The organism is Shewanella sp. Scap07 (genome assembly GCF_013394145.1).
In the GTDB taxonomy this organism is placed as follows: domain Bacteria; phylum Pseudomonadota; class Gammaproteobacteria; order Enterobacterales; family Shewanellaceae; genus Shewanella; species Shewanella waksmanii.
On record NZ_CP041329.1, the window covers coordinates 2882980 to 2904686 of the forward strand.

Consider the following 21707-nt stretch of genomic DNA (forward strand, 5'->3'; position numbering starts at 1 on the left):
AACAAGCTCAGACGCACAACAATAGACGCACAACAAAAAACGCAGGCCATGGCCTGCGTTTTTTATCACGACAAATTGCTTTTTAGCGATTTCAGCGCAAACACCTGCCTATTAAAGACCCATGTTTAACGAACAGACGCCATATCTGGCACTATGGTAACGGGATCAAGTCGCATCTGATACCAGTTAATGCGCCAATCGAGGTGCGGCCCGGTCGCGCGACCAGTAGCGCCCACTTCCGCAATTGGCTCGCCTTGTTTGATCTGCTGACCTGGCTCAACGTATAGCTTACTCAAATGCAAAAAGCTTGAACTGACGCCATAGCCGTGGTCGAGAATAATAGTCCCACCAGAGTAAAACATATCTGCTACCGCTAAGGTAATCACCCCATCTTGCGGTGCGACCACGACGGTCCCCGTTTTGGCAGCAACATCAACGCCATAGTGCGGGTTACCCGGTTTGCCATTGTACACGCGTTGGCTGCCATACACGCCAGATATTCGCCCAGTTAAAGGCCAAATAAAGTCCTGACTAAATGCGTTTTGATCTGAAAAGGTATTGCGTGCGGCTTTAACTTGTTTGCTGTCTTTCGCTGAGCGGGCTTGGGCTTTAGGATCAGGCTTCATGATTTTTTTAGCAATGCCATTGACCCGATCAATTTTATACTCTTTCTCAGTGAGCGTTAGCGGCTTAATCTGAGTAAGCCCATCGGGATACACTAAGGTCAGTTGTTGCGACAAAGGCGCTTGACGTTCGAAACCAAATACAAATTTACCTTCTGGGCTCACATCAATATCGGTATCGTTTAAACGGATTTGAGTGCCAGGCAGAGTTTCCCCGCGAATTAACGCGCCCTGCTCCATTTTGCCATGCAGTTGCACTTGGGCAACACTGGCTGTACTGACTACCCCCAATAGGCCTGCAAGCAGTGCCTGACCCATTCGCTGAGTTATTTTTTGTGACGAAATTGATAAGCGCAAAGCGGTGTCCTTCTTTTTAGCGACTATAAATAACAGGTTACAAAACAAGAGAAATCAAACGGCTAACACATCATCACTTACATCATCATTTGGCGAAGCTGACGATGGGCGCTTAGCCCATCGCGAACAACTAAGCGCAGTTATGCTTGCGCCCCTTTAACCGCTATCGCACCTTTGCCAATACCCTCATAGGCAATCACTTTATATTCATGCTCTGGGGCCATTTCAACCAAGCTAGTGGCAATAAAATCGGCCAGTAGTTCTACTGTGGTGTCAAGGGGAATGATTTCACAGCGCTTCTTAGGCATTGCTAGCTGAAAGTCACCTTGAGGTGCGCTATAGCGGAAACCATAGTGGCTATCGTCATTGGCTGTGCTTTGGGGTGACAAAGTAAGCTCATCAACCGCGACCACATCCTCTGCAGTACCTAAGTAAATGTCTTGCCAACGTTTAGCCCAGTATTCATCTAACTTGGGCGCCGAAATACCGTTTTCAAAAATGTTAATCGGACTACGATGGCCGTGGGCTATGCGTTGACAATTGCCGTTATGCTTTTTCAGGCCATGGGAGTAATGATAAAACGGCGCATCGTGGATCTCGTTGCGTAAGGTCAACGCGATACCTTCTACATTATCGGGTAACACTTCCTTTAACGCCTTTTGTAGAAAGGCATTCACACTATCGAAATCGATAATTTCAGTTGGGATTAACGCAAATGCTTGTGACGGACAAGCTAAGTGCATGCTGCCTTTAAGGCTATTAAAATCCATCCATACACGATCGCCCTGTTGCTGCCAGCGCACTTCAGCGCAAGCAGTCGGAATGAGCAGACGATGATCGGCAACATCATCAATCGTGTCTTTAATGGTGCGCTTAACTTTAGAAAAGTCCAACACCATATTCTGATCGTCTAGGCCACCATCAAGCAGCACATCCACAATCCAGCTTTCGCCTACCATGCCACGAATGGGACAAAGGTAAGAAAAATCTATTACCGTTAAATCTCTAACAAACAGTTGCATCTTTTCTCCTAGGCAGAAAAACAGTCCACCTTAAATACCGCCCACAAGCAACATGCCAAGGGCTTTATGTCGATACTTCGCGAGCCTTCATGCTGTGATGCTGACATGATGAACGCCCTGTGCCGAAGTAGGGTCAAAATAACAGCCAAAGTATACCTATGAAAATGCCAAAGATTAACTGCTGAGGCAAGATATTCACAATCATGCTGTTAATCCCACCAAGTTACCGCTTATCAAACTGCTACTGACTGAATACTTGTTAAGCAATACCAATTAAAAAAGGCGCTCTTTTGAGCGCCTTTAATCATCGATGCCGCTGTTACGCTACAACATCTGCTCGGCTTATTGGCCACCCTTTAGGCGACGGTCTAACTGATCTTTTAAATTGGCGGGTACGCCCTTAATCAAAATCGAATCTGAAATAGGGTCATAAATGACCCGCTCACCTAAATGGGCACCGTCAAAACTCAGGGTTACGCCACCGCCAGTGCCAGAGAACTTTTTCAGCTGACGTAATGTGGGCTTATCGCCAGGAAACTCATCTTCTAATTCATAATCGCCGCCTTGGGCAAAATCATAAAAAGAGTCCATGCCAGAATCAGCGAGCTCATCTGCGAGATCTTTTAGCTCAATATCAGCACCGACTTCACAGCGCTCGGTACAATAGTCGAACACTTTTTCCCGCGCTTGCTGACGCTCGTCTTTAGTCAGTTCACTACTGGCAACAAAGTCTTCTACTGCGTTCATCAACTGCTTGTTTTGAACTTTAGTGTTAACGCCTTCAACGCAGCCCATAAAATCTAAAAAGAAATCGGCAACTTTACGGCCCGCACGACCACGTACAAAAGAGATATACTTTTTCGACTCTTCATCGGCTTGCCACTCAGTTAAATCGATACGCGCAGCAAGTTGCACGTTATTCAAATCTAAGTGGGTGTTTTGTGACAGCTCCATATCATCCAATACGGTCATGGACGACTTCGCGTTAAGTAGCGACACAAACAGATAGTCACTGGTCATATAGGTGTAGCAAGACAGCAGCAGGAACCCGCCTTGGCTGAAATCATATTTTGCCAGCTCTTCTTGCAGCAATTTACCGGCAATACTGGAAAACTCAACAAAACCGAGTTCACCAGCGCGATACTCAGTCAGTGCTTCCTTAAATTTAGGGTTAGCTTCACCGTCTTCGCCATGGGTACCAAAGTGACCAAAGCCTTTACCTGCTTTAGTGGTATAGGTTTGGTGCAACTCATCGAGCATGGCCTCAACCGCTTGGCTGTTTAACAGCGGTTGTGGACGCAATCGGCAACTTAGTTGTCCTTCACCATCTTGAGAGATAGCATGAATAATTGCTTGTTCAACGTTGATACTCATAAGCCTCGACTACGATAACTGTGGCTATTATATAGCCAATAAAAAATAACAAATTCGGGTAATATCCATCGACAAGCGTAAGTCATCGATGATTCAATCTTTGGCCGATATCATACCAGAGATAAGTGATAAATCTATCTTAGGTTATTCGCTAATAATCCTAGCCATATCCGATAAAAACATACGGCATAGCCCCCTAAAATACGCTATCATAGCCAGTTATTTCGTATTACCAGTGAACACTGTTTAAAATTATGGCTATTCAATCAAAATATTCTAACACTCAAGTCGAAACCATCATTGCTGAACTGCTAGCCGTTTTAGCAAAACATGATGCACCAACAGATTTAAGCTTGATGGTATTAGGTAACTGCGTCACCGACCTACTAGAACGTAAAGTCCCTGCTGAAGCGCGCCAAGCGGTAGCCGAGCAATTTGCTAAAGCACTGGCGCAGTCGGTAAAAAGTTAATCGGTTGGCAAAGTAAACCCTAGGTGATTACTTTGCCAGCTATGCATTACTCGCGTACAGTAGACATTAATACGCATAAAAACATCAAGATTAGCGGAACCCTATGATTGAGCGGAAAAAAGAGTTAGGACGTGATCGAGTATCACGCTTAGTGAGTTGGGGGCACTGGTTCGCCCTTTTCAATGGTTTTTTGGCAATGATTGTCGGGGTGCGATTTCTTGATAGCGTAGGCACACCAGATACATGGCTAGGTTGGGGTTATTTAACCCTCAGCACCATAGGTCACTTTAGCTTTCTGGCCTTTATCGTTTACTTGGTGATGATATTTCCAGTCACCTTGTTACTACCTTATTCTAAAATCCTACGCGGGTACGCGGCCGTCGTCGCCACCTTGAGTTTGTGTATCTTACTGTACGATACCGTCATTTATGACGACTACGGACTGCATTTAAGTCCGTTTGTATTTGATATTGCTTGGGAAGATCTTAATGCCTTATTACAAGGCACGTCTTATATCGTCACCCCGATTGGTATTTTAATTCTTGAACTCACTGCGGCTAATTTTCTTTGGAAACGCATAGACAAAATACAGAAGGTCAACTGCGGCAATAAAGTCGTCGCGTTTATCGGGATCTGTTTTGTTAGCAGTCATTTAATTCACATTTGGGCTGATGCTGCAGAAGTCCATGAAATCACCCGCTTTGACGACACCTATCCGTTATCTTATCCAGCAACGGCTAAGACCTTTATGGAAAGCCAAGGCGTTGAACGCATTGCCAGCAACAACTCTGTGCTGCCGCAACCGACTTTGAGCTACCCTAAAGCCGCACTTCAATGCAGCGTGACTGAGCAGCCGAACATGCTGTTTATCACGGTAGAGAGTTTTAGAGCCGATATGCTCGATGCGCAAACCATGCCGTTTTTGTATCAGTATGGGCAACAAAACCAACGTTTTAATGAGCATTTAAGTGGCGGCAACACCTTCGACAGTGGCATGTTTTCCTTGCTATATGCCATGCAAGGCAGTTACATCAATGCCGAAGATTTAAATTATACCTCGCCCATTTTTACCCAAAAGCTCAAGCAGCAAGGATACCAGCTAGCGCTATTTGGCCCACAAACTGATCCCCGCCCCGCTGCCATATTTAACGACTTCAGCGCCCAAATTAGCCAAGATAACGAAAGCATGGCAGAGACAGACATCATCTCTGTGCAACATTTCAACCAGTGGCAACATCAACAAACGGCACCGTGGTTTGCAATGGTGAACTTAAAATCACCAGAAAACTTTGACACGCCGGTGGGCTTTTTAGGCATTGAAACTGTGCGTCCAAACAGCCCATTACGTCCGGCTCAAAAAGTCTTGTTTAATCAGTATCGTCAGTCACTCAACTTTATTGACGGCCAAATTGAAGCCATGCTGGCGGATGTGCCCGCAAATACGCTAGTGATCATCACCGGAGTCAACGGCAAACTGTTTAGTAGTAATCATGCCGAATCACGCTCAAACTATTCACCGGCAAACGTACAAGTGCCGCTAATCGTTAACTGGCCTGGTTATGACAAAGCAAAAGATGTGAACTACCGCACCAGCCACTATGGCATCGTGCCCGCTATCATGACTCAGTTGATGAACTGCACCAACCCTGCAAGGGAGTACAGTGCCGGACGTAGTATCTTAAGCCCTAATAGTGAGACTTGGACTTATGTCGGTAACAACCGCCAGTTTGCCATCTACCAACAAAATGAAATTACGGTGATCGACCGTCATGGTAAGTATCGTATTTATAACCGTGATTACGATAAACGTCTGAAAAAGAAAATTGGCGCGCCAGAATTAATTCAGGTGATGCGTGAAGGGCGACGGTTATACAATAACTAGCCAGACAGCTTTGGTCATATCGTTAACGCTTTGCTGAATCACACATTTGCTTCAACAAAGCGCTTTTAACCCGTGACGATTACAAACTAGCCAGTCAGTTAACTGTCAAGCCACAAGCACTTGCGCAACGGTAAATGACTTGCTAAAGTGCTGCCTCATCTGTTTGGACCCCAATGTAAAACCAAATGGATGCGATAAAAATTCGGTATGTAGCGCAGCCCGGTAGCGCACTGTCATGGGGTGTCAGGGGTCGGAGGTTCGAATCCTCTCATACCGACCACATTCTTCAAAAAAGCCAGCTTATTGCTGGCTTTTTTGTGTCAGTTATTTATTAACTTATCAGATACATAGCCTAATATGGGAGAGATATTGGTGTTCACACAACGATTGCGTGTAAACGCTAGTAGCTAAAACACAGCTGGCAAAACTCAGTACTTTAAAGTTCAAACTCAGCACTAGCCTATATGATAAAACGCGGCTTTGGTTTGGTACTCGTCGGTAATACATTGCATCTGGTTCACGCCTTGGGCTAATTTTTGTATTTGCTCAGACAGCAAGGTGGCAGTTTCCGCATTACTAACAATTTCATTGCCGATATTAGAGAGTTGTTCGCCCTGTTGCAGGGTTTCATCGGCGACATCTCGGCTTAAATTCGCCACTTGTGTGATTTGCTCAGCACGCTCGCCCAGTCCAGATGCGATGCTGTTAGTATGCTCTACATTGTCGCTCGTTCTTTGTTTACCTTCATCCATCGACTCCACAGTTTTTATCATACTTTGATTAAGCCGCGATAATACCGTTTCTATCTCATCAGTAGATTGACTGGTACGCTGCGCCAGCGTACGTACTTCATCCGCCACAACCGCAAACCCACGGCCACTTTCGCCCGCCCTTGCAGCTTCTATCGCAGCATTAAGTGCTAACAGATTAGTTTGCTCTGAAATACTGCGTATTGCCTGCAATAAGGTCGTAATGGCAGAGACATCATGGGTCAACTCTGTGAGTGACTCTGTCACTTGACTGGTGTTGGTTTCCAGCAATTGCATGTCTTGCATAATGGTCAAAGCTCGCTGCCGATCTTGAGTGCTCGCATCAGCGGCACTTTTGGCCTGCTCTGCCGATTGTTTACTGTTGTCTGTCACTTGATGAAAATTGTTGATCACTTGCTGAGTGGTGTCTGAAATCGCATGGGCTTGATTATGCTGACTGTGAACGGCTTCCTGGGTTAATTCGCTGAGTGATATTAGCTCATTGGCCGTTGTAGACATATTTTTGGCAATCTCACTGTAATCGGTAAACAGTTGATTAAGCTCTTCCAGCATTAAGTTAAATGCTTGTTCGGCCTCTGTGTCTGCGGGGGCTAAGCGCACAGTTAAGTCGCGATTAGCAGATATCGATTCAATGGCATTGGCAATACGTAAGTTCGCCGATGAGTTTTTACGCATGAAGTGGGCAATTCGTACTAAAATAGCCGTTTCTGCAGCAGCAAAAACCGCGTGGATCAGCATAATACTCCAAGAACATTCCCCCGCAAAAATCATGATGGCCGTGCCAAACATACTGCCAGATGATAACTGAATATAAGTAAACAGCACATGATGAATAGCTACAGTTAACAGAGCTGCAACCAGTGGCTGCCAACGCTGATAAATAAGAAACAAAGCCATGGAGGCAAATATATGAAAATGCATCTCAATCATGCCCATTTGCGATTGCACTAACAGGGCTGATACCGTCATCATTAGCACAGCGGCCACAATACCAAAAAGCGATGTCCCTTTAAGCACACTGTAGGCAATTTGTACCAGTACCACTAACGCAATGGCGGCAATAACAGTGAAGGTCAACATCCCTGCACCTAGCAGGCCACTGATGATCAAAATCGGCGCTTGAGCGAGTAAAATTTTGTAAATATAGGCGTCATTTTGCAGTTGAATCTTGTCCGATGCATTTTGGCTCATTACAGCTCCTTAATTGGAGATAATTAAGTGCTTCAATTCGGCTAACATCTTGTCGGTCGATAACTTTTCAGCGGAGTAAATACGGCCAATGGTTCCATTTGGCTTAATTAAAAATAGCTTACCAATGTGATTGCGGGTAGTACTGAACGATGAAAAGTTTTCGGTAAGGTGTGATGACAAGCGATAAAGTGTTGTTTCATCCAGCTCAGCACTAATGAAACGGGGAGACTGCGCATCAATGACCTGCTGGCGAATTTCTGGCGTGTCATTGTTTGGATCAATAGTGATAAATAAGAATGTCACCGCCAGCGTTTTTAGATCATCATCTTCAGCAATTACAGACTCAAGCTGATGCAACTGTTTGATACGAATAGGACAAATTTCAGAGCAGCTTAAGAATCCGGCGAACAGATAAGTATAAGTGGGTTGAGTAAAGGGAAACGAGCGATGGTTTAACTGGCTGTCTTGCCATTCAAACGCCAGCGGCGCTAAAAACTCACCATTGATACCATATTGTGCAGTTGACTCGTCAGAAACGAGCCATTGGCTAGCCCACATGAGTACGGGGGCCAAAATAACAGCCGTAAAAATTATCACTGAAGCTGCAATAAATTGCATTTTTGACTTAAACAACCGCGTCTTACTCTACATATTACCCTGATTAAAACCAGTATAGACAATTGGCAGCAATCCACAGCCTAAAACAGTACGCAGTCAAGTTCACCCAATAGCAACTTAAGAGTAAGAAAAAGGGGCAAAATGATATTCGCCCCTTTTTATCAATAAATGCCTATTGCCGATAAATTATAGCTAGTTGCTAAATGTATTAACCAGCAATCGTTAGCGTTACTGCTGCTATAGCTACGCGCCATAGTGCCAGCGACAAATGCCCAGGTAGTAACAACAGCATCATCTCCAAGAGCTAATGTTAAGAGCTAGTGTTAAGAGCTAGTGTTAAGAGCTACTGCCAAGTGCTATAAGTACTTTATCCAGGCTTGTTTGCTTTGGTGCTTGTACTGACTAAAGCGCTTTGTAGGAAAATACAGCAACACTGCCAACACTATGGTCATCAACCAAACGTAGCTCATACTGCTGAAGGCATAGAGCTCTCCATAGTTAGGACCGCATAAATTTAGCGCTAGTTGATACAAGACGAGTAGCAGATAAAGGTGGACAATATAAAAGAACATCGGCGCTGAGCCGAAAGTCGACAATACTTTTCCAGTTTGCGGTTTAACCGACTCTAACGCTCTTAAGCACAGTAGCATTCCGCCAAGAGTAAACAGTAAAAAGGCTAATGATGGCGGGTATTTAGTTAAGTTGAATATCGATTTAATTGTCATCGATAAACTTTCGCCCTGTTGCCAATCTAAGGTTTCACCATAGATGTTCAGCCCGCGTAATATGGCAAACAACACAAAACACAATAACCCTAAGCCGATTAACCATCGGTGGCGCTGTTTATCATCAAAACTGGCGCTGTAAATGGGCCCCAACACATAACCCAATAAAATCACACCTATCCAAGGTAAAACCGGATAACTGGCGCGAATGCCGATAAGATCATTGGGCAGAATATTGCCACGTTCATGCAGTATCGCCCATAGGGTGTAGCCCCATTCATCAGGTGCAAAAGTAATGGGAGTCAGCAGATTATGGCCAAACACAATAGCAATGCCGATTGCCGCCAACCAAGTTCTTGGCAACGAAATGAGTGCAGCTAACGCCAACATGCTGACACCGATCGCCCAAATAACTTGCAACCAAATCATCTGATAATTCCCCATCCACTGGAATGTAATCACAGTGCATTCTAAGGCAATTAAAAACAGGCCACGTTTGATTAGGAAACTTCGCGCCGAACGCGGGGCGCCATGCAGAGGGTGACTATATAACCAAGCTGATACCCCGGTTAAAAACACAAACACCGGCGCGCAAAAATGCGCAGCAAGCCGACTAACAAACAGCTCGGTACTGGTTGTATCGAGCGTCATAGGATCGCTCACTTGCTGATGATAGAAAAATCGCTCTCTCACGTGATCTAACAACATGATCAACATGACGATTCCGCGCATGATATCGATACTATCAATACGCTTTTTAAGCACCGAAGGGCTCATAGCATTCATTAATTATAATCTCTTGGTCAATATACTACTGAAAGCTATGCCAGCGCACCCGTCTTATGGTTGCAAAAAGCAGCTGGCAAGCCTATGCCTACTCCCCAATGTCATTGACTTGATAGCCGAACAACATGCGGTGAAAAATAGGCTCAAATTGGAAAGATAACGTTAAATATAAACGTTTCAGCAGCTAACCGGCGGCGCCCGACTAAGGTAAAAGGTGGTGTAAACATCATTAAATAAATGATGACTTGGGCTGAGATAAACCGTAAAAGAGTTTACGCTAATCAACTGCAGTGGCTGATAGGATAAGCCTAACTGCTGTTGATATTTGTGAACACATAACGTGCAGGTGACTAATGAATCACTACTATGCTGCGCAACATGAGTAATGCTATGGGCAGCAGACACAACTGAAACAAACACCATTATGGCCAACAACCACAATGATATGCTCCGTCGATATCGCGCTAACCTCGTCACCACTGCTCACCTATTTTGCTCACCTATTGTGAGCCCGCTTAAACAAAGGCCACGAGTATAGGTTAATCAAACTAAAAATGTAATTGTGGAACTAGCAAAAACCGCAGCTAATGGTGTTAAGGAACATGCCAGCCCCTTGGCAAGCGGCTGATAATTAACTCAATGCCTCAGCCATGTTCTGCAACGTTTAATAGCGGCCAAATACGCTGCGCTGGCAACATGAAGTTAGCTCATTGGCTCTAGTAATAAAATCTAATCTGTAATACCTTGATAGCGTTAATAAATTGAATTTTCAGAACCTTTGTTATGGACAACGAATGACTAACCCCACAGGATTAACCAAGCCACCCCAAGCACCTTTACCAACCACTCGCCCTACGACAAGCTTAGCGACCGAACCTCACGCACAAGATCCTACCCAGCGCTCAGCCAATCTAGATGCAATTCGTGGTTTTGCCTTGTTAGGCATCTTTTTCATGAATATCTATTTCATGGGCAATAATTTCTATGGCTACGCGCCGCATCAGCCACAAATTGCAAGCGATGTGATTGTCGAAGTACTAAGTAACTTTTTGGTCGAAGGACGGTTTATCAGTTTATTTAGCCTACTTTTTGGGGTCGGCCTTTATATCCAATGCCAACGAATTGAACTGGATGAGCGACGCTCCATAGCACAAGTAAAGAGCAGACTGCGCTGGTTAATCGTGTTTGGCTTGGCGCATGGCCTACTGATTTTTTCTGGTGATATTTTGTTAACTTACGGCCTTTGCGGACTGCTGGCGCTTTGTTATATCGATTATCAACCTGAGCAATTGTTCCGCAAAGCCACTCTGTTTATTGTGATTGCTTTTGCCGTCATCGCTCTAGTCTCCATTACGATAGAATCTGATGGCTATTACCGCGGCTCTGAACTATTTTTAGAGCAGCTAACCATTTGGACGGGGTCATATAGCGATCAACTGCAAGCCCAAGCAGTCATGATGGCTTACATGGCATTAGTCATTCCACTTACCCTGCTGTGGTACAACGGCGCACTGATGCTGATCGGCATTGCCTTGTATAAACGTGGCCACTTCGTCAACGGATTTTCCACCAGCCAGTTGCTTTTGATGTTGATACTATCTTGCCTGTTAGCGCTGATAGATACCCTACTTGGTTTTAGCTCATCTGCCGTATTACAAGAATTAGCTAACCTATTTATGATGTTAGGGGCGATTCCTATGGCACTGATTTATATACATGTGCTCATAAAACTATGCCAAAACCGGCACCATTACCTAACATGGCTGCAGCAAGTCGGTAAGTTATCGCTAAGCTTATATATTCTTCAATCAATAGTAGGCATTATGCTATTTCGTCATTGGATGCCTGACTGGCAGCTAAGCTTTAATCGTTGGCATTACATGCTAGTTGCTGTGATATATACCTTGGTACAAATTGGCTTCGCCTGCGTGTATTTTAACTACTTCAAACAAGGACCTTTAGAGTACTTGTTACGTAGGCTCAGCCAGAAAACCAAGCTGCAAGGCAAATCCACTACATGAGCCTAGCATCGCGGGTTTTACCTGGATTAACAAATAAACAAACAAAATTGAGCAAACATAGATGAATACAAGGCGTGTTATCAAACCCCCAATTTTTATCATGCTAAGCCTATGTTTAACGGCTTGTATCAGCTGGGTGACACCGGATGTTGAGCCACAGTTGCCTGAGCTGCAGCAAGGTGAGTATCAGCTCGACCCAAATCATGGTCGATTATTGTTTAAAATAGGCCATTTAGGCTTGTCGACTTATGTCGGTCGATTCAATCAATTTGACGCCAGTTTAGATTTTACCCCCCAAAACATGGCCCAAGCTAAGTTGTCGGCCGTGGTAGATATGAGCTCCATTGATATCAATAACGCTAAACTAGAAGAGACTTTACGCGGCGGCAATTGGCTTAATGTTAATCAATATCCACAAGCGGTATTTGTCAGTGACAGCGTGACCCCTATAACAGCCAGTCAATTTAGTTTTAATGGCCAATTGACCTTTCGTGGGATCAGCAAGCCTGTTAGCTTTAACGCCACCTTTCACGGTGGAGCAGATAATTGGATGACAGGTAAATACACCTTAGGTTTTAGCGCCACTGGCACCATCAAGCGTTCTGATTTTGATATGGGCAGTTATGTCCCTATGGTGGGTGATGAAGTCACCATTGAAATCTATGCTGAATTTTTGAAAAATCGCGACTAAAGCCGGCTTACCCATCAGTGTCAGTTAGCATTTTCTCGGTTCGCTGTTGCCAACGCAGCAACTCTTTTTGATCCCGAGTAACCGTTTGCCCTTGCAACTGCGCCTGCTGTACATGGTTTGCCAACATCTGCTCGGCATTGAGCTCTAACTTTTCTAACAGCTGCAGCAACTGCGCTTGTTCCTGTGCTGTGATCCCCTGCATCAACTGGGTTTGTCGTTGCTGCATATGCAGTACAACTTTGTCATATATCAACTGCCCCGCCGCAGTTATTTGAACGGGTTTACTGCGCTGTTTATCTGCACTGGATGCCGCTTCGATATATCCAGCTTGCAATAAGCTGTTGATGGCGCGATTAACTGAGTATGGATCCAGCCGAGACTGATACGCAACATCGGCCGCATTAATGGGACCGTAACTGCCAACATTGAGTAACACCCTTATCTCGCGTGTTTGTAACTGCGTCTGCTGACCAATTTTAGCATCTCGATCAATTGCCAGTAGATTACTGGTTATGGCCACTCTATAAGGAATATGCTGATATAAATCAAACAGTTCCTCATCATTGATAGCTAATTGAAACGCGCCTTGACGCTGATTAGTGGTCATACTTGTTCCCTGTGGAATGCTTTTTACGCTGAATAATTAGACAACACCCTGAACATTGCGCTAAGTTATGTTGCATATGCAACATAACTTAAACAACATTGAGGAATATTATGGCGCTAGTTAACCCCCTAACTCAAGATGCAAATGCAGAAGTCGCTGAGCTGGCGAAGTTTTTTAACGAAACTTTAGGGTTTTGCCCTAACAGTGTCCTGACAATGCAGATCCGCCCTGCCATTGCCCGCTCGTTTATCAACCTCAATAAGGCCGTTATGGAAAATCATGGCCGAGTGACCGCTGAGCTTAAACGCTTAATCGGTTATATCACCAGCGCCAATACCGGTTGTCGCTACTGCGAAGCACACACAATCCTTGCCGCTAAACGGTACGGCGGCAGTGATGGCAGACTGAACAATATTTGGCAATTTAGGCAGAGCGATCTGTTTACCTCTGCTGAAAAAGCCGCATTTGAGTTTGCTCTTGCTGCATCTAGCGTCCCTAATGCTGTGGATGCCAGCATTAGCCAAGCAATGAACGAATACTGGGATGAAGGCGAGATTGTAGAAATTCTCGGGGTGATCTCACTGTTTGGTTATCTAAATCGTTGGAACGACTCGATGGCAACCACACTCGAAGAGGGAGCAATTAGCGCAGGTGAAGCGCATCTTAAACACAACGGCTGGCAAGTCAGTAAGCACCAATAAGCGTAATTTACACCATAAAAAAACCGAACCCTAAATCAAATTTAGGGTTCGGTTTTGTCTATCTTAACAGCAGTTGTTGAAGGTTACTCTTCAACACCTTTACTTTTAAGGAACTCTTCATAACTGCCTTTAAAGTCATTGACACCTTTATCTGAGATTTCAATGACTCGTGTTGCTAATGAAGATACAAACGCGCGGTCATGACTGACGAAAATCAATGTGCCTTCGTACATCTCTAACGCGTTGTTTAATGATTCAATCGATTCCATATCTAAGTGGTTAGTCGGTTCATCCATCACCAAAATATTCGGCTTTTGCATGATCAACTTACCAAATAACATACGGCCTTTTTCACCACCAGATAGCACTTTGACCGACTTTTTAATGTCGTCTGAACTAAACAGCATACGGCCTAGGTAACCCCGTACCGATTGATCGTCATCTTCAGGTTTACGCCACTGACTCATCCAGTCGAACAAGGTCATATCATTGGCAAAGTCTGCTTCATGATCCTGAGCGTAGTAACCAATAGATGAGTTCTCTGACCACTGAATCGTACCGCTATCTTGGGCCAAATCATGGATTAGGGTACGTAGCATGGTAGTTTTACCCACACCGTTTTCACCCAATACCGCGATTCGCTCACCAACTTCAGCAATCATATTGAAATTGCTAAACAGCGGGCCTTCATCGAAGCCTTTAGTGAGCTCTTCAACAACCAGCGCATTACGGAACAATTTCTTCTCTTGCTCAAAACGAATGAACGGATTGACGCGGCTAGATGCTTTAACTTCATCAAGTTTGATCTTGTCAATTTGCTTAGCACGAGAAGTCGCTTGCTTAGCTTTAGATGCGTTAGCAGAGAATCGCGCCACAAAGCCCTGCAGCTCGGCAATCTGTGCTTTTTTCTTGGCATTGTCTGACAACAGACGTTCTCTGGCCTGTGTAGCAGCCATCATGTACTCGTCATAGTTGCCAGGATAAACACGCAGTTCACCATAGTCTAAATCTGCCATGTGGGTACACACAGAGTTTAAGAAATATCTATCGTGCGAGATGATGATCATGGTGCTGTTACGCTGATTCAACATCTCTTGTAGCCAACGAATGGTATCGATGTCCAAGTTGTTGGTAGGCTCATCCAGCAGTAACACATCTGGATCACTAAATAGCGCCTGCGCAAGCAGCACTCGGAGTTTAAAGCCTGGGGCAATCTCGCTCATTAGCCCGAAATGTTGCTCTAGGGGAATACCGACACCTAATAGCAGTTCACCGGCACGAGATTCTGCGGTGTACCCGTCCATCTCGGCAAATTCCATTTCCAGCTCAGCCACTTTAATGCCGTCCTCTTCGCTCATTTCTGGCAAAGAATAAATGCGGTCACGCTCTTGTTTCACTTTCCAAAGTTCAGTGTGGCCCATGATGACGGTATCAACCACGTTGTACTCTTCATAGCCAAACTGGTTCTGGCTCAACTTACCTAGGCGCTCATTGACATCCAATGACACGTTGCCTGAAGTCGGTTCTAATTCGCCACCCAAGATTTTCATAAAGGTAGACTTACCGCAGCCGTTTGCGCCGATAAGACCGTAACGGTTACCGCCGCCAAATTTAACTGAAATGTTCTCAAACAGCGGCTTAGAGCCAAACTGCATGGTAATGTTAGCTGTAGTAATCAATGTGAAAATTTCGCTCTTGGTTATATGATTAAGTTAATCATAGATAAAACAAAAACTAGTAATAGGCGGCTAAGTGTTAAGCCAACACCCTAAGACTAGTCGATGGTTGACGCGCTATCGCATCAAACCCTCAAAAATAAGCGCGACACTATAGCATTTCAGGTTAATTTATCAACTGACAATAGTCGCTTTAGCCGACAATTCACTGAATCTTAGCAAGATAATTATCTCCATAAATCCGCCGCGGCTAATGACACATTTAAGCCATTAGCCGTGATCGTTTTTTAGCCTAGCTTCACGCTTCTTAGGCGGTTGGCATTGCTCACCACGGTAAGCGAAGACAGCGCCATCGCCGCACCGGCTACCACCGGACTGAGTAGCATCCCGGTAAACGGAAACAGCAACCCCGCAGCAACGGGAATACCTAAGGTGTTGTAAATAAACGCACCAAATAGATTTTGCTTGATATTGCGCATGCTGGCTTTGGCCAACAACAGTGTCTCTGCAATGACCATTAGACGCGATGACAGCAAGGTAAAATCAGCACTTTCTATGGCCACTTCTGTGCCGCTGCCCATCGCAATGCCAACATCAGCGCTCATAAGTGCGGGAGCATCATTAATACCATCGCCCACCATCGCCACAATTTCGCCTTGCTGCTGCAGCTGTTTAACATGCATTTGCTTATCTTCTGGCAATACCTCAGCTAACACTGAGGTGATGGCCAATTGCTTTGCCACAGCTTCTGCGGTTTGCTGATTATCGCCACTTAGCAATATGACGTTGAGTCCGGCTTGATGCATCTTTTGCACCGCCTGCTTGGCATCTGGTTTGATTGGATCTGCAATGGCGATAATGGCAATAAGCTGCAACTCGCGAGCCACAAACACTGGTGTTTGCGCTAACAACGCAAACTGCTCAGCTCGCTGATGCACGTCCGCTAAATTGGTAACGCCCACTTGCTGCATCAAACTGGCATTGCCGATACTGTACTGGCTGTCATTCACGGTACCGATAATGCCTTTACCAACCACATTAGTGAAAGATTGCGGTTCGATAAGTGCAACACCTTCCGCCTTGGCTTTGTCAATAATGGCATCAGCTAATGGGTGCTGTGAATGTTGCTCTAAGCTGGCGATATCGCTCAATAAATCTAATTCATCAAGCTGCTGCAACATTACCAACTCAGTAACTTTGGGCGCCCCCATCGTCAAGGTACCGGTTTTATCTAGTACCACAGTGGTGACCTTACTAGCGGTTTGCAACGCTTCGCCATTACGTACCAACACCCCCATTTGTGCGGCTCGGCCAACTGACACCATAATCGACAGCGGTGTGGCTAAGCCCAGCGCACACGGACAAGCGATAATTAACACACTCGTTAACACCACCAGTGCGTGAGATAACGCCGGTGCTGGCCCGGTTAAATACCAAAGCAGAGATGCAATTAGCGCAATCACGACCACTGCGGGGACAAAATAGGCGGAAATTTTATCCGTTAAGCGACCGATGGGCATTTTCGATGTTTGTGCCTGCTGCACCAACTGAATAATCTTCGCTAACTTAGTATCTTGCGCCCCCGCCGTCGCGCGGTAGGTCAACACACCGTTGCCATTCACTGTGCCGGCATTGACTGTATCACCAATGGCCTTGTTGACTGCAATCGGCTCGCCGGTAAGCATCGACTCATTGATTAAGCTCTGCCCTGATAGCACTTCACCATCAAGTGCCACTCTATCTCCAGGCCGTAGGCGTAAAATGTCACCGACTTGCAGCTCAGAAATCTGTACTTGCTCATCACCGTCATCGGTCAGTCTGATGGCGGTGGTCACCTGCAGCCCAAGCAAGCGTTGTACTGCTTGACTGGTTTTACCGCGGGCACGCAGCTCCAACGCATGGCCTAAATTAATTAACCCCAGTATCATGACGCTGGCCTCAAAATAGACATGGCGCGTATCGGCTGGGAACCATTGCGGTGCGATAACCACCATCATCGAGTATATCCAAGCGGCGCTAGTACCTAGGGCGATGAGGGTATCCATATTGGCACTCTTAGCTTTAATGGCTCGCCACATTCCCTGATAAAAGTGACGCCCTGTCAGCAGCATGATCAGTAAGCTGACGGCACCAACCACACCCCAAGCCATTTGCTGCTGCGAGTTATTGACGCTCACCTCACCACCCAACAAGCCCCACAACATCAAGGGTATACCTAGGCCTAAGCCCACAATGGCCTGTAATAAGCGCACTCGATACTCTTTATGCTCATCACTGTTTTTTTGCTGCACTGCAGCCGCGGCATCGATAACTGGCTCACTGTCGTACCCAACGCTAGCAATCAGGGCCATTGCATCGTTGGCGGCCATATTGCCCGCAACTATCACCTGCTTGTCTGCCAAGTTAACAGTGGCTTTTATCGCTTTGTGCGCTGTGCTTGCTTGGTTAAACGCGTTTTCAATTTTTGCTACGCAGCTTGCACAACTCATTTTAGGTACATATAAAATTAGATTAGTCATTAGCCTACATCCTAATTTGTGTCTTGATACAACTAAGGGTAATGTCTCCCATAAGGGGAGAGTCAAAGCCAAATTTGAAAAAATATTAAATCTGCTAAACAGGAGTCGCGATGAAGATAGGCGAAGTGGCAAAACGGGTCGGACTGTCTGTCAAAACAATCCGCTATTACCATGATATTGGTCTTGTTGTCGGCCAACGAGGAGACAATGGCTATCGAGAGTATAGTCCGCAGTCTATTGAGGCGCTGAGCTTCATCCAACAAAGCCGCGCACTCGGGTTTACCTTAGAGGATTGCAAAGCCCTACTCGATTTGCAGAATAATCACCACCGTAAAGCCGCTGATGTTAAAGCCCTTGCCGCACATCACCTTGATGATATCGACAACCGAATAAGCCAATTGCAAGACTTACGTGGCCAACTAGCACGATTGATTGAAGACTGCCAAGGTGGCGAGCAGCCCGACTGTGCGATACTCGCGGGCCTTAAACAAGATAATGGGGTTAAATAGATAATTGCAAAACGTGTCAGTCGTCCAAATTATCTATTTTCAGCTCAATGCCTTTACCTGCCGGTTTAAAACCAAAAACCTGACCATAAAAAGATAATTCAGCCCGCAATGCTTCGACCTTATGCTTGGGCTGCTTTAATCCATGACCTTCATTTTGATAAGTGATCAGCGCGGTCGGTACGCCACGTTGCTTCAATGACTGATAAATTGCATCAGCACGCACGGCCGGGGCAAGAGGGTCATTTGATCCTTGGATCTGCAGTAGTGGCTCTTGTACCTGTGAGAGGTGCGACATTGGCGAGCGCTCGCGATACGCTTCAGCGGTCTTAATGTCATGGCCAATCAATTGGGCAAGGTAACCCTTTTCAAACTTGGTCGTTCGCTGACTTAACGCCTCTAAATCACTAATGGCCGAATACGCCACGCCCGCTTTAAAAGTGTTATAAAAAGCCAATGCCGACAACACCGTATAGCCACCCGCTCCGCTGCCGCGTATTGCCAGTTGAGTACCGTCAACCCAACCTTTGTTGACTAAATGGCCAGCCACTCTCACCGTGTCTTCAACATCGGCAATGCCCCACTGACCATACAAGCTTTCGCGATAAGCGCGACCAAACCCTGAACTGCCACGATAATTAAGATCCATCACTGCAAAGCCACGGCTTGTCCAGAATTGAATATCGCGGCGAAAGCGTAAACTGGCGCGTTTAGTGGGGCCATCATGTAACAGCACCAGCAATGGAGGACGCGTATCATTGGGGGCGACAAAATTGGGGTTTACTGGCGGATAAAAATAACCATAGGCTTGACTGCCCTCGCCGGTTCTAAAATCAACATGTTGCGCACGGGAAACAAAACGTGGATCAAGCATGGGTAATTCAGGAGTATAAATTAGCTCAATCCCTGGACCATTGACGCGGTAAATCCCCTGCTCTGGCGTCACTTTGTGGCCAACAAACATCACCTCTCCGGCCGCACTGACCACTTGAGATATCTCGCCAAAATCAACGGCAATCGATTCAGTGATCCCTGTATCAAGGAAAATACGGATCAGTTCAGCACGGCCCTGAGTGACGTAACTGGCAATGATGGCGTTGGCAGACTCGAAGGCGTAATTATGATTGCCAAACTGCCAATCAGGCACGGCAAATTCGGCATCCATATCTAAAATTTGCTTCAGCTCGCCATTGTCACTTAAATGATAAATATTCCACCAGTTATCAAAATCAGCCACAAAGTAGAGCTCATTTTGCGGGCTGAACATTGGCTGAGATATCGCACCTTGGTGTTGTGTGGCAAGCTGACGAATGTTATTGACGCCCCCTTTGGCATCAACGTCAGCCATCCACAGTGTGGTGTTATCCCAAGGCATATTAGGTTGCTGCCAGCTAAGCCAGACGAGTTTTTTACCATTGGGCGAAATGCGCAGTGAAGAGTAAAAATCCCCGCCGCTTACCAGTGTGGTGCCTTCATCGGCAAAATTGAGGTTAATCGCTTCAATGGTAGCGATGACGTCATTGGGATCGCGGTGATCTTCACGAATACAAATTAATTGGGTGCCTTTATCAACACCAACACAATCCGCGTGCCGGGTTCCCAAAGGCGTAAGAGGAAAAGGCGGCTGATTTGGGGCAATGCGGTAGAGGCGCTGATCGTCGGCTTTAGAAGCAAATAAGGTATTACCAATACCCACAAATGGCGAGCCACCGTGCTCATGTACCGTAGATTGAACATTAAACTGAGCGTCAACCACATTGGTGATACCCGCCTCACTGAGGCGATAAATACCATAACCACCACCAAACTGAGCATCTGATTGTACAAAGTACAGCGCATCATCAATGCTCTGTAATTCACCAAACTCATCGGCTAAGTCATAGACATCGCTTGCATTGATAGGCGAAGGCCAACTGCCATAACTGGCCACTTTTAAGCCGCTGTGGGCGTCAATTTCAAACTCATCAGAATGAGGTTCGCAAGCCGTTAGACCGAGCAAAGCAATTAGCAAGATCACCGCATACCTGCAAAAACTCATTTAATTCACCTTGTCCACTTGCGTTTAAACCATGCATGCACATCAGATTGTTGTTTGGGGGTCAATCCAAAATAGATACAGGCCCAGGGGCACAACAAGAACAGCCAGTTAATCGCGGCCACGTTTCTGCCGCTAAACAACAGATAGAAGAAGCCACCATATATCACTACTAACCCCATAACCCCCACAACCAACATCATTGTTTTGGTTATGCGATCAAACCACGCCATCGTATTACTTACCTTCAAATATGTCTTTATTGTGATAATTATCACTTATTTATTGGCATTTGTTAAATCAAGGTTCATTGTGCCACAGCCAAAAACAAAAAAGCGGGCTTATGCCCGCTTTTTAACGCTTCTAGGTCGAGATTAGATGCGGATACCGCCATCAATTTCAAACACGCGACCATTAACATAGTCGTTTTCAACAATAAAACGCACGGTTGATGCTATCTCTTCTGCTTGACCTAATCGACCCACTGGCACCATTTTCTCTAAACGTGCTAGCGCTTCAGGCTTCATAGCAGCAGTCATTTCTGTTTCAATCACACCCGGTGCAACTGCGGCACTGCGAATATTATAGCGGGCAAGCTCTTTGGCCCAACCCACAGACATGGCGGCAACACCAGCTTTAGACGCTGAGTAGTTAGTCTGACCAATATTACCCGCTTTCGCTAAGCTTGAAATATTCACAATCACCCCAGCTTGATCCGACTCAATCATCGCAGCTGCTGCTTCACGGCCACACAAGAATGAACCGGTTAGGTTGACATTGATCACCGCTTGGAACTGCTCAAACGACATACGGTCAGTCACTTTGCCTTCTTTGGCTTTAACTAACATGCCATCGTATAAAATACCGGCGTTGTTCACCAATACGTTGACTTGACCAAAGTCTTCCAAAATAAATTTAAAACCAGCAACCACATCTTCTTCATCAGTAATATCAAAAGCGTAGCCTTGCACTTCCGTCGAGTCACCAATATCAGCACAAGCGCGTTCTAACTTGTCTTGATCAACATCAATCAAAGCCAGTTTCGCCCCTTGAGCAGCAAATTCACGCGCCATGGCAAAGCCGAGTCCACCAGCACCGCCTGTTATGACAACGACTTTATCTTTTACATCCAT

The 21707-nt window shown here is 45.6% G+C and carries 18 protein-coding genes and 1 tRNA gene; 7 read left to right on the forward strand and 12 right to left on the reverse strand.

The features are described 5' to 3' along the window. Positions 1–125 precede the first annotated feature (125 nt). The 3 genes from FLM48_RS12630 to yejK form a co-directional block, all read right to left on the reverse strand. The gene (locus FLM48_RS12630; protein ID WP_179026368.1) at positions 126–941 is read right to left on the reverse strand and encodes a M23 family metallopeptidase; all 816 of its coding nucleotides are present in this window, start codon (positions 939–941) and stop codon (positions 126–128) included. Between the two features lie 179 nt (positions 942–1120). Further along, positions 1121–2002 carry a 6-carboxytetrahydropterin synthase gene (locus tag FLM48_RS12635; protein WP_179024872.1) on the reverse strand — a complete coding sequence of 294 codons (882 nt, stop codon included), beginning with the start codon at positions 2000–2002 and terminating at the stop codon, positions 1121–1123. A 342-nt stretch (positions 2003–2344) separates the two neighbouring features. After that, the gene (gene yejK / locus FLM48_RS12640) at positions 2345–3376 is read right to left on the reverse strand and encodes a nucleoid-associated protein YejK (RefSeq protein WP_028772402.1); all 1032 of its coding nucleotides are present in this window, start codon (positions 3374–3376) and stop codon (positions 2345–2347) included. 254 nt (positions 3377–3630) lie between these two features. Between yejK and FLM48_RS12645 the strand changes: the two genes are divergently transcribed. The 3 genes from FLM48_RS12645 to FLM48_RS12655 all read left to right on the forward strand — a co-directional run bounded on the left by FLM48_RS12645 (position 3631) and on the right by FLM48_RS12655 (position 6008). Beyond that, positions 3631–3846, forward strand: coding sequence for a YejL family protein (locus tag FLM48_RS12645; RefSeq protein WP_028772403.1), 216 nt, complete (start codon positions 3631–3633; stop codon positions 3844–3846). A gap of 103 nt (positions 3847–3949) precedes the next feature. Next, on the forward strand, positions 3950–5728 hold the full coding sequence (locus FLM48_RS12650; RefSeq protein ID WP_179024873.1) for a DUF3413 domain-containing protein: 1779 nt from the start codon (positions 3950–3952) through the stop codon (positions 5726–5728). Positions 5729–5931: 203 nt separating this feature from the next. Then, positions 5932–6008 (forward strand) — tRNA-Pro (locus tag FLM48_RS12655). Between the two features lie 175 nt (positions 6009–6183). Here FLM48_RS12655 and FLM48_RS12660 read toward each other — a convergent pair. From FLM48_RS12660 to FLM48_RS12670, 3 genes are all read right to left on the reverse strand, one after another. Continuing rightward, positions 6184–7689, reverse strand: coding sequence for a methyl-accepting chemotaxis protein (locus tag FLM48_RS12660; RefSeq protein ID WP_256870928.1), 1506 nt, complete (start codon positions 7687–7689; stop codon positions 6184–6186). 9 nt (positions 7690–7698) lie between these two features. Further along, positions 7699–8262: an SCO family protein gene (locus tag FLM48_RS12665; RefSeq protein WP_179024874.1), complete on the reverse strand. Its 564-nt coding sequence runs from the start codon at positions 8260–8262 to the stop codon at positions 7699–7701. Between the two features lie 401 nt (positions 8263–8663). Beyond that, positions 8664–9818, reverse strand: coding sequence for a DUF1624 domain-containing protein (locus FLM48_RS12670; protein ID WP_372846858.1), 1155 nt, complete (start codon positions 9816–9818; stop codon positions 8664–8666). A gap of 794 nt (positions 9819–10612) precedes the next feature. Between FLM48_RS12670 and FLM48_RS12675 the strand changes: the two genes are divergently transcribed. Beyond that, positions 10613–11839 carry a DUF418 domain-containing protein gene (locus FLM48_RS12675; protein ID WP_256870929.1) on the forward strand — a complete coding sequence of 409 codons (1227 nt, stop codon included), beginning with the start codon at positions 10613–10615 and terminating at the stop codon, positions 11837–11839. Positions 11840–11900: 61 nt separating this feature from the next. Continuing rightward, on the forward strand, positions 11901–12530 hold the full coding sequence (locus tag FLM48_RS12680; RefSeq protein ID WP_179024875.1) for a YceI family protein: 630 nt from the start codon (positions 11901–11903) through the stop codon (positions 12528–12530). Between the two features lie 7 nt (positions 12531–12537). On the opposite strand, the gene FLM48_RS12685 is transcribed toward FLM48_RS12680, so the two are convergent. Then, positions 12538–13137, reverse strand: a complete 600-nt coding sequence (locus FLM48_RS12685; protein ID WP_028772409.1) for a MarR family transcriptional regulator — start codon at positions 13135–13137, stop codon at positions 12538–12540. A 110-nt stretch (positions 13138–13247) separates the two neighbouring features. Between FLM48_RS12685 and FLM48_RS12690 the strand changes: the two genes are divergently transcribed. Continuing rightward, positions 13248–13838, forward strand: a complete 591-nt coding sequence (locus tag FLM48_RS12690) for a carboxymuconolactone decarboxylase family protein (protein WP_179024876.1) — start codon at positions 13248–13250, stop codon at positions 13836–13838. An 83-nt stretch (positions 13839–13921) separates the two neighbouring features. Here FLM48_RS12690 and FLM48_RS12695 read toward each other — a convergent pair whose 3' ends face one another. Then, on the reverse strand, positions 13922–15517 hold the full coding sequence (locus FLM48_RS12695; RefSeq protein ID WP_084632477.1) for an ABC-F family ATPase: 1596 nt from the start codon (positions 15515–15517) through the stop codon (positions 13922–13924). A 284-nt stretch (positions 15518–15801) separates the two neighbouring features. Continuing rightward, positions 15802–18033: a heavy metal translocating P-type ATPase gene (locus FLM48_RS12700; RefSeq protein WP_179024877.1), complete on the reverse strand. Its 2232-nt coding sequence runs from the start codon at positions 18031–18033 to the stop codon at positions 15802–15804. Positions 18034–18143: 110 nt separating this feature from the next. Between FLM48_RS12700 and cueR the strand changes: the two genes are divergently transcribed. Then, a complete protein-coding gene (cueR, locus tag FLM48_RS12705; protein ID WP_028772413.1) occupies positions 18144–18542 on the forward strand; it encodes a Cu(I)-responsive transcriptional regulator in 399 nt (132 codons plus the stop codon). A 16-nt stretch (positions 18543–18558) separates the two neighbouring features. Here the strand turns inward: cueR and FLM48_RS12710 are convergent, their stop codons facing one another. The 3 genes from FLM48_RS12710 to FLM48_RS12720 all read right to left on the reverse strand — a co-directional run bounded on the left by FLM48_RS12710 (position 18559) and on the right by FLM48_RS12720 (position 21707). Continuing rightward, on the reverse strand, positions 18559–20577 hold the full coding sequence (locus FLM48_RS12710) for a prolyl oligopeptidase family serine peptidase (RefSeq protein ID WP_179024878.1): 2019 nt from the start codon (positions 20575–20577) through the stop codon (positions 18559–18561). Positions 20578–20582: 5 nt separating this feature from the next. Next, a complete protein-coding gene (locus tag FLM48_RS22775) occupies positions 20583–20807 on the reverse strand; it encodes a hypothetical protein (RefSeq protein ID WP_179024879.1) in 225 nt (74 codons plus the stop codon). A 141-nt stretch (positions 20808–20948) separates the two neighbouring features. Beyond that, entirely contained in the window at positions 20949–21707 is a 759-nt protein-coding gene (locus FLM48_RS12720; RefSeq protein ID WP_179024880.1) for an SDR family oxidoreductase, read from the reverse strand.

Excerpts from the sequence above, each read along its gene's own strand:
- FLM48_RS12670 (WP_372846858.1), bottom strand. The coding sequence starts at position 9,818 with ATGAATGCTATGAGCCCTTCGGTGCTTAAAAAGCGTATTGATAGTATC.
- FLM48_RS12635 (WP_179024872.1), bottom strand. The coding sequence starts at position 2,002 with ATGCAACTGTTTGTTAGAGATTTAACGGTAATAGATTTTTCTTACCTT.
- FLM48_RS12685 (WP_028772409.1), bottom strand. The coding sequence starts at position 13,137 with ATGACCACTAATCAGCGTCAAGGCGCGTTTCAATTAGCTATCAATGAT.
- FLM48_RS12690 (WP_179024876.1), top strand. The coding sequence starts at position 13,248 with ATGGCGCTAGTTAACCCCCTAACTCAAGATGCAAATGCAGAAGTCGCT.
- FLM48_RS12710 (WP_179024878.1), bottom strand. The coding sequence starts at position 20,577 with ATGAGTTTTTGCAGGTATGCGGTGATCTTGCTAATTGCTTTGCTCGGT.
- FLM48_RS12720 (WP_179024880.1), bottom strand. The coding sequence starts at position 21,707 with ATGGATGTAAAAGATAAAGTCGTTGTCATAACAGGCGGTGCTGGTGGA.
- FLM48_RS12645 (WP_028772403.1), top strand. The coding sequence starts at position 3,631 with ATGGCTATTCAATCAAAATATTCTAACACTCAAGTCGAAACCATCATT.
- FLM48_RS12630 (WP_179026368.1), bottom strand. The coding sequence starts at position 941 with ATGGGTCAGGCACTGCTTGCAGGCCTATTGGGGGTAGTCAGTACAGCC.
- FLM48_RS12680 (WP_179024875.1), top strand. The coding sequence starts at position 11,901 with ATGAATACAAGGCGTGTTATCAAACCCCCAATTTTTATCATGCTAAGC.
- cueR (WP_028772413.1), top strand. The coding sequence starts at position 18,144 with ATGAAGATAGGCGAAGTGGCAAAACGGGTCGGACTGTCTGTCAAAACA.
- FLM48_RS12660 (WP_256870928.1), bottom strand. The coding sequence starts at position 7,689 with ATGAGCCAAAATGCATCGGACAAGATTCAACTGCAAAATGACGCCTAT.
- FLM48_RS12700 (WP_179024877.1), bottom strand. The coding sequence starts at position 18,033 with ATGACTAATCTAATTTTATATGTACCTAAAATGAGTTGTGCAAGCTGC.
- FLM48_RS12650 (WP_179024873.1), top strand. The coding sequence starts at position 3,950 with ATGATTGAGCGGAAAAAAGAGTTAGGACGTGATCGAGTATCACGCTTA.
- FLM48_RS12675 (WP_256870929.1), top strand. The coding sequence starts at position 10,613 with ATGACTAACCCCACAGGATTAACCAAGCCACCCCAAGCACCTTTACCA.
- yejK (WP_028772402.1), bottom strand. The coding sequence starts at position 3,376 with ATGAGTATCAACGTTGAACAAGCAATTATTCATGCTATCTCTCAAGAT.
- FLM48_RS22775 (WP_179024879.1), bottom strand. The coding sequence starts at position 20,807 with ATGGCGTGGTTTGATCGCATAACCAAAACAATGATGTTGGTTGTGGGG.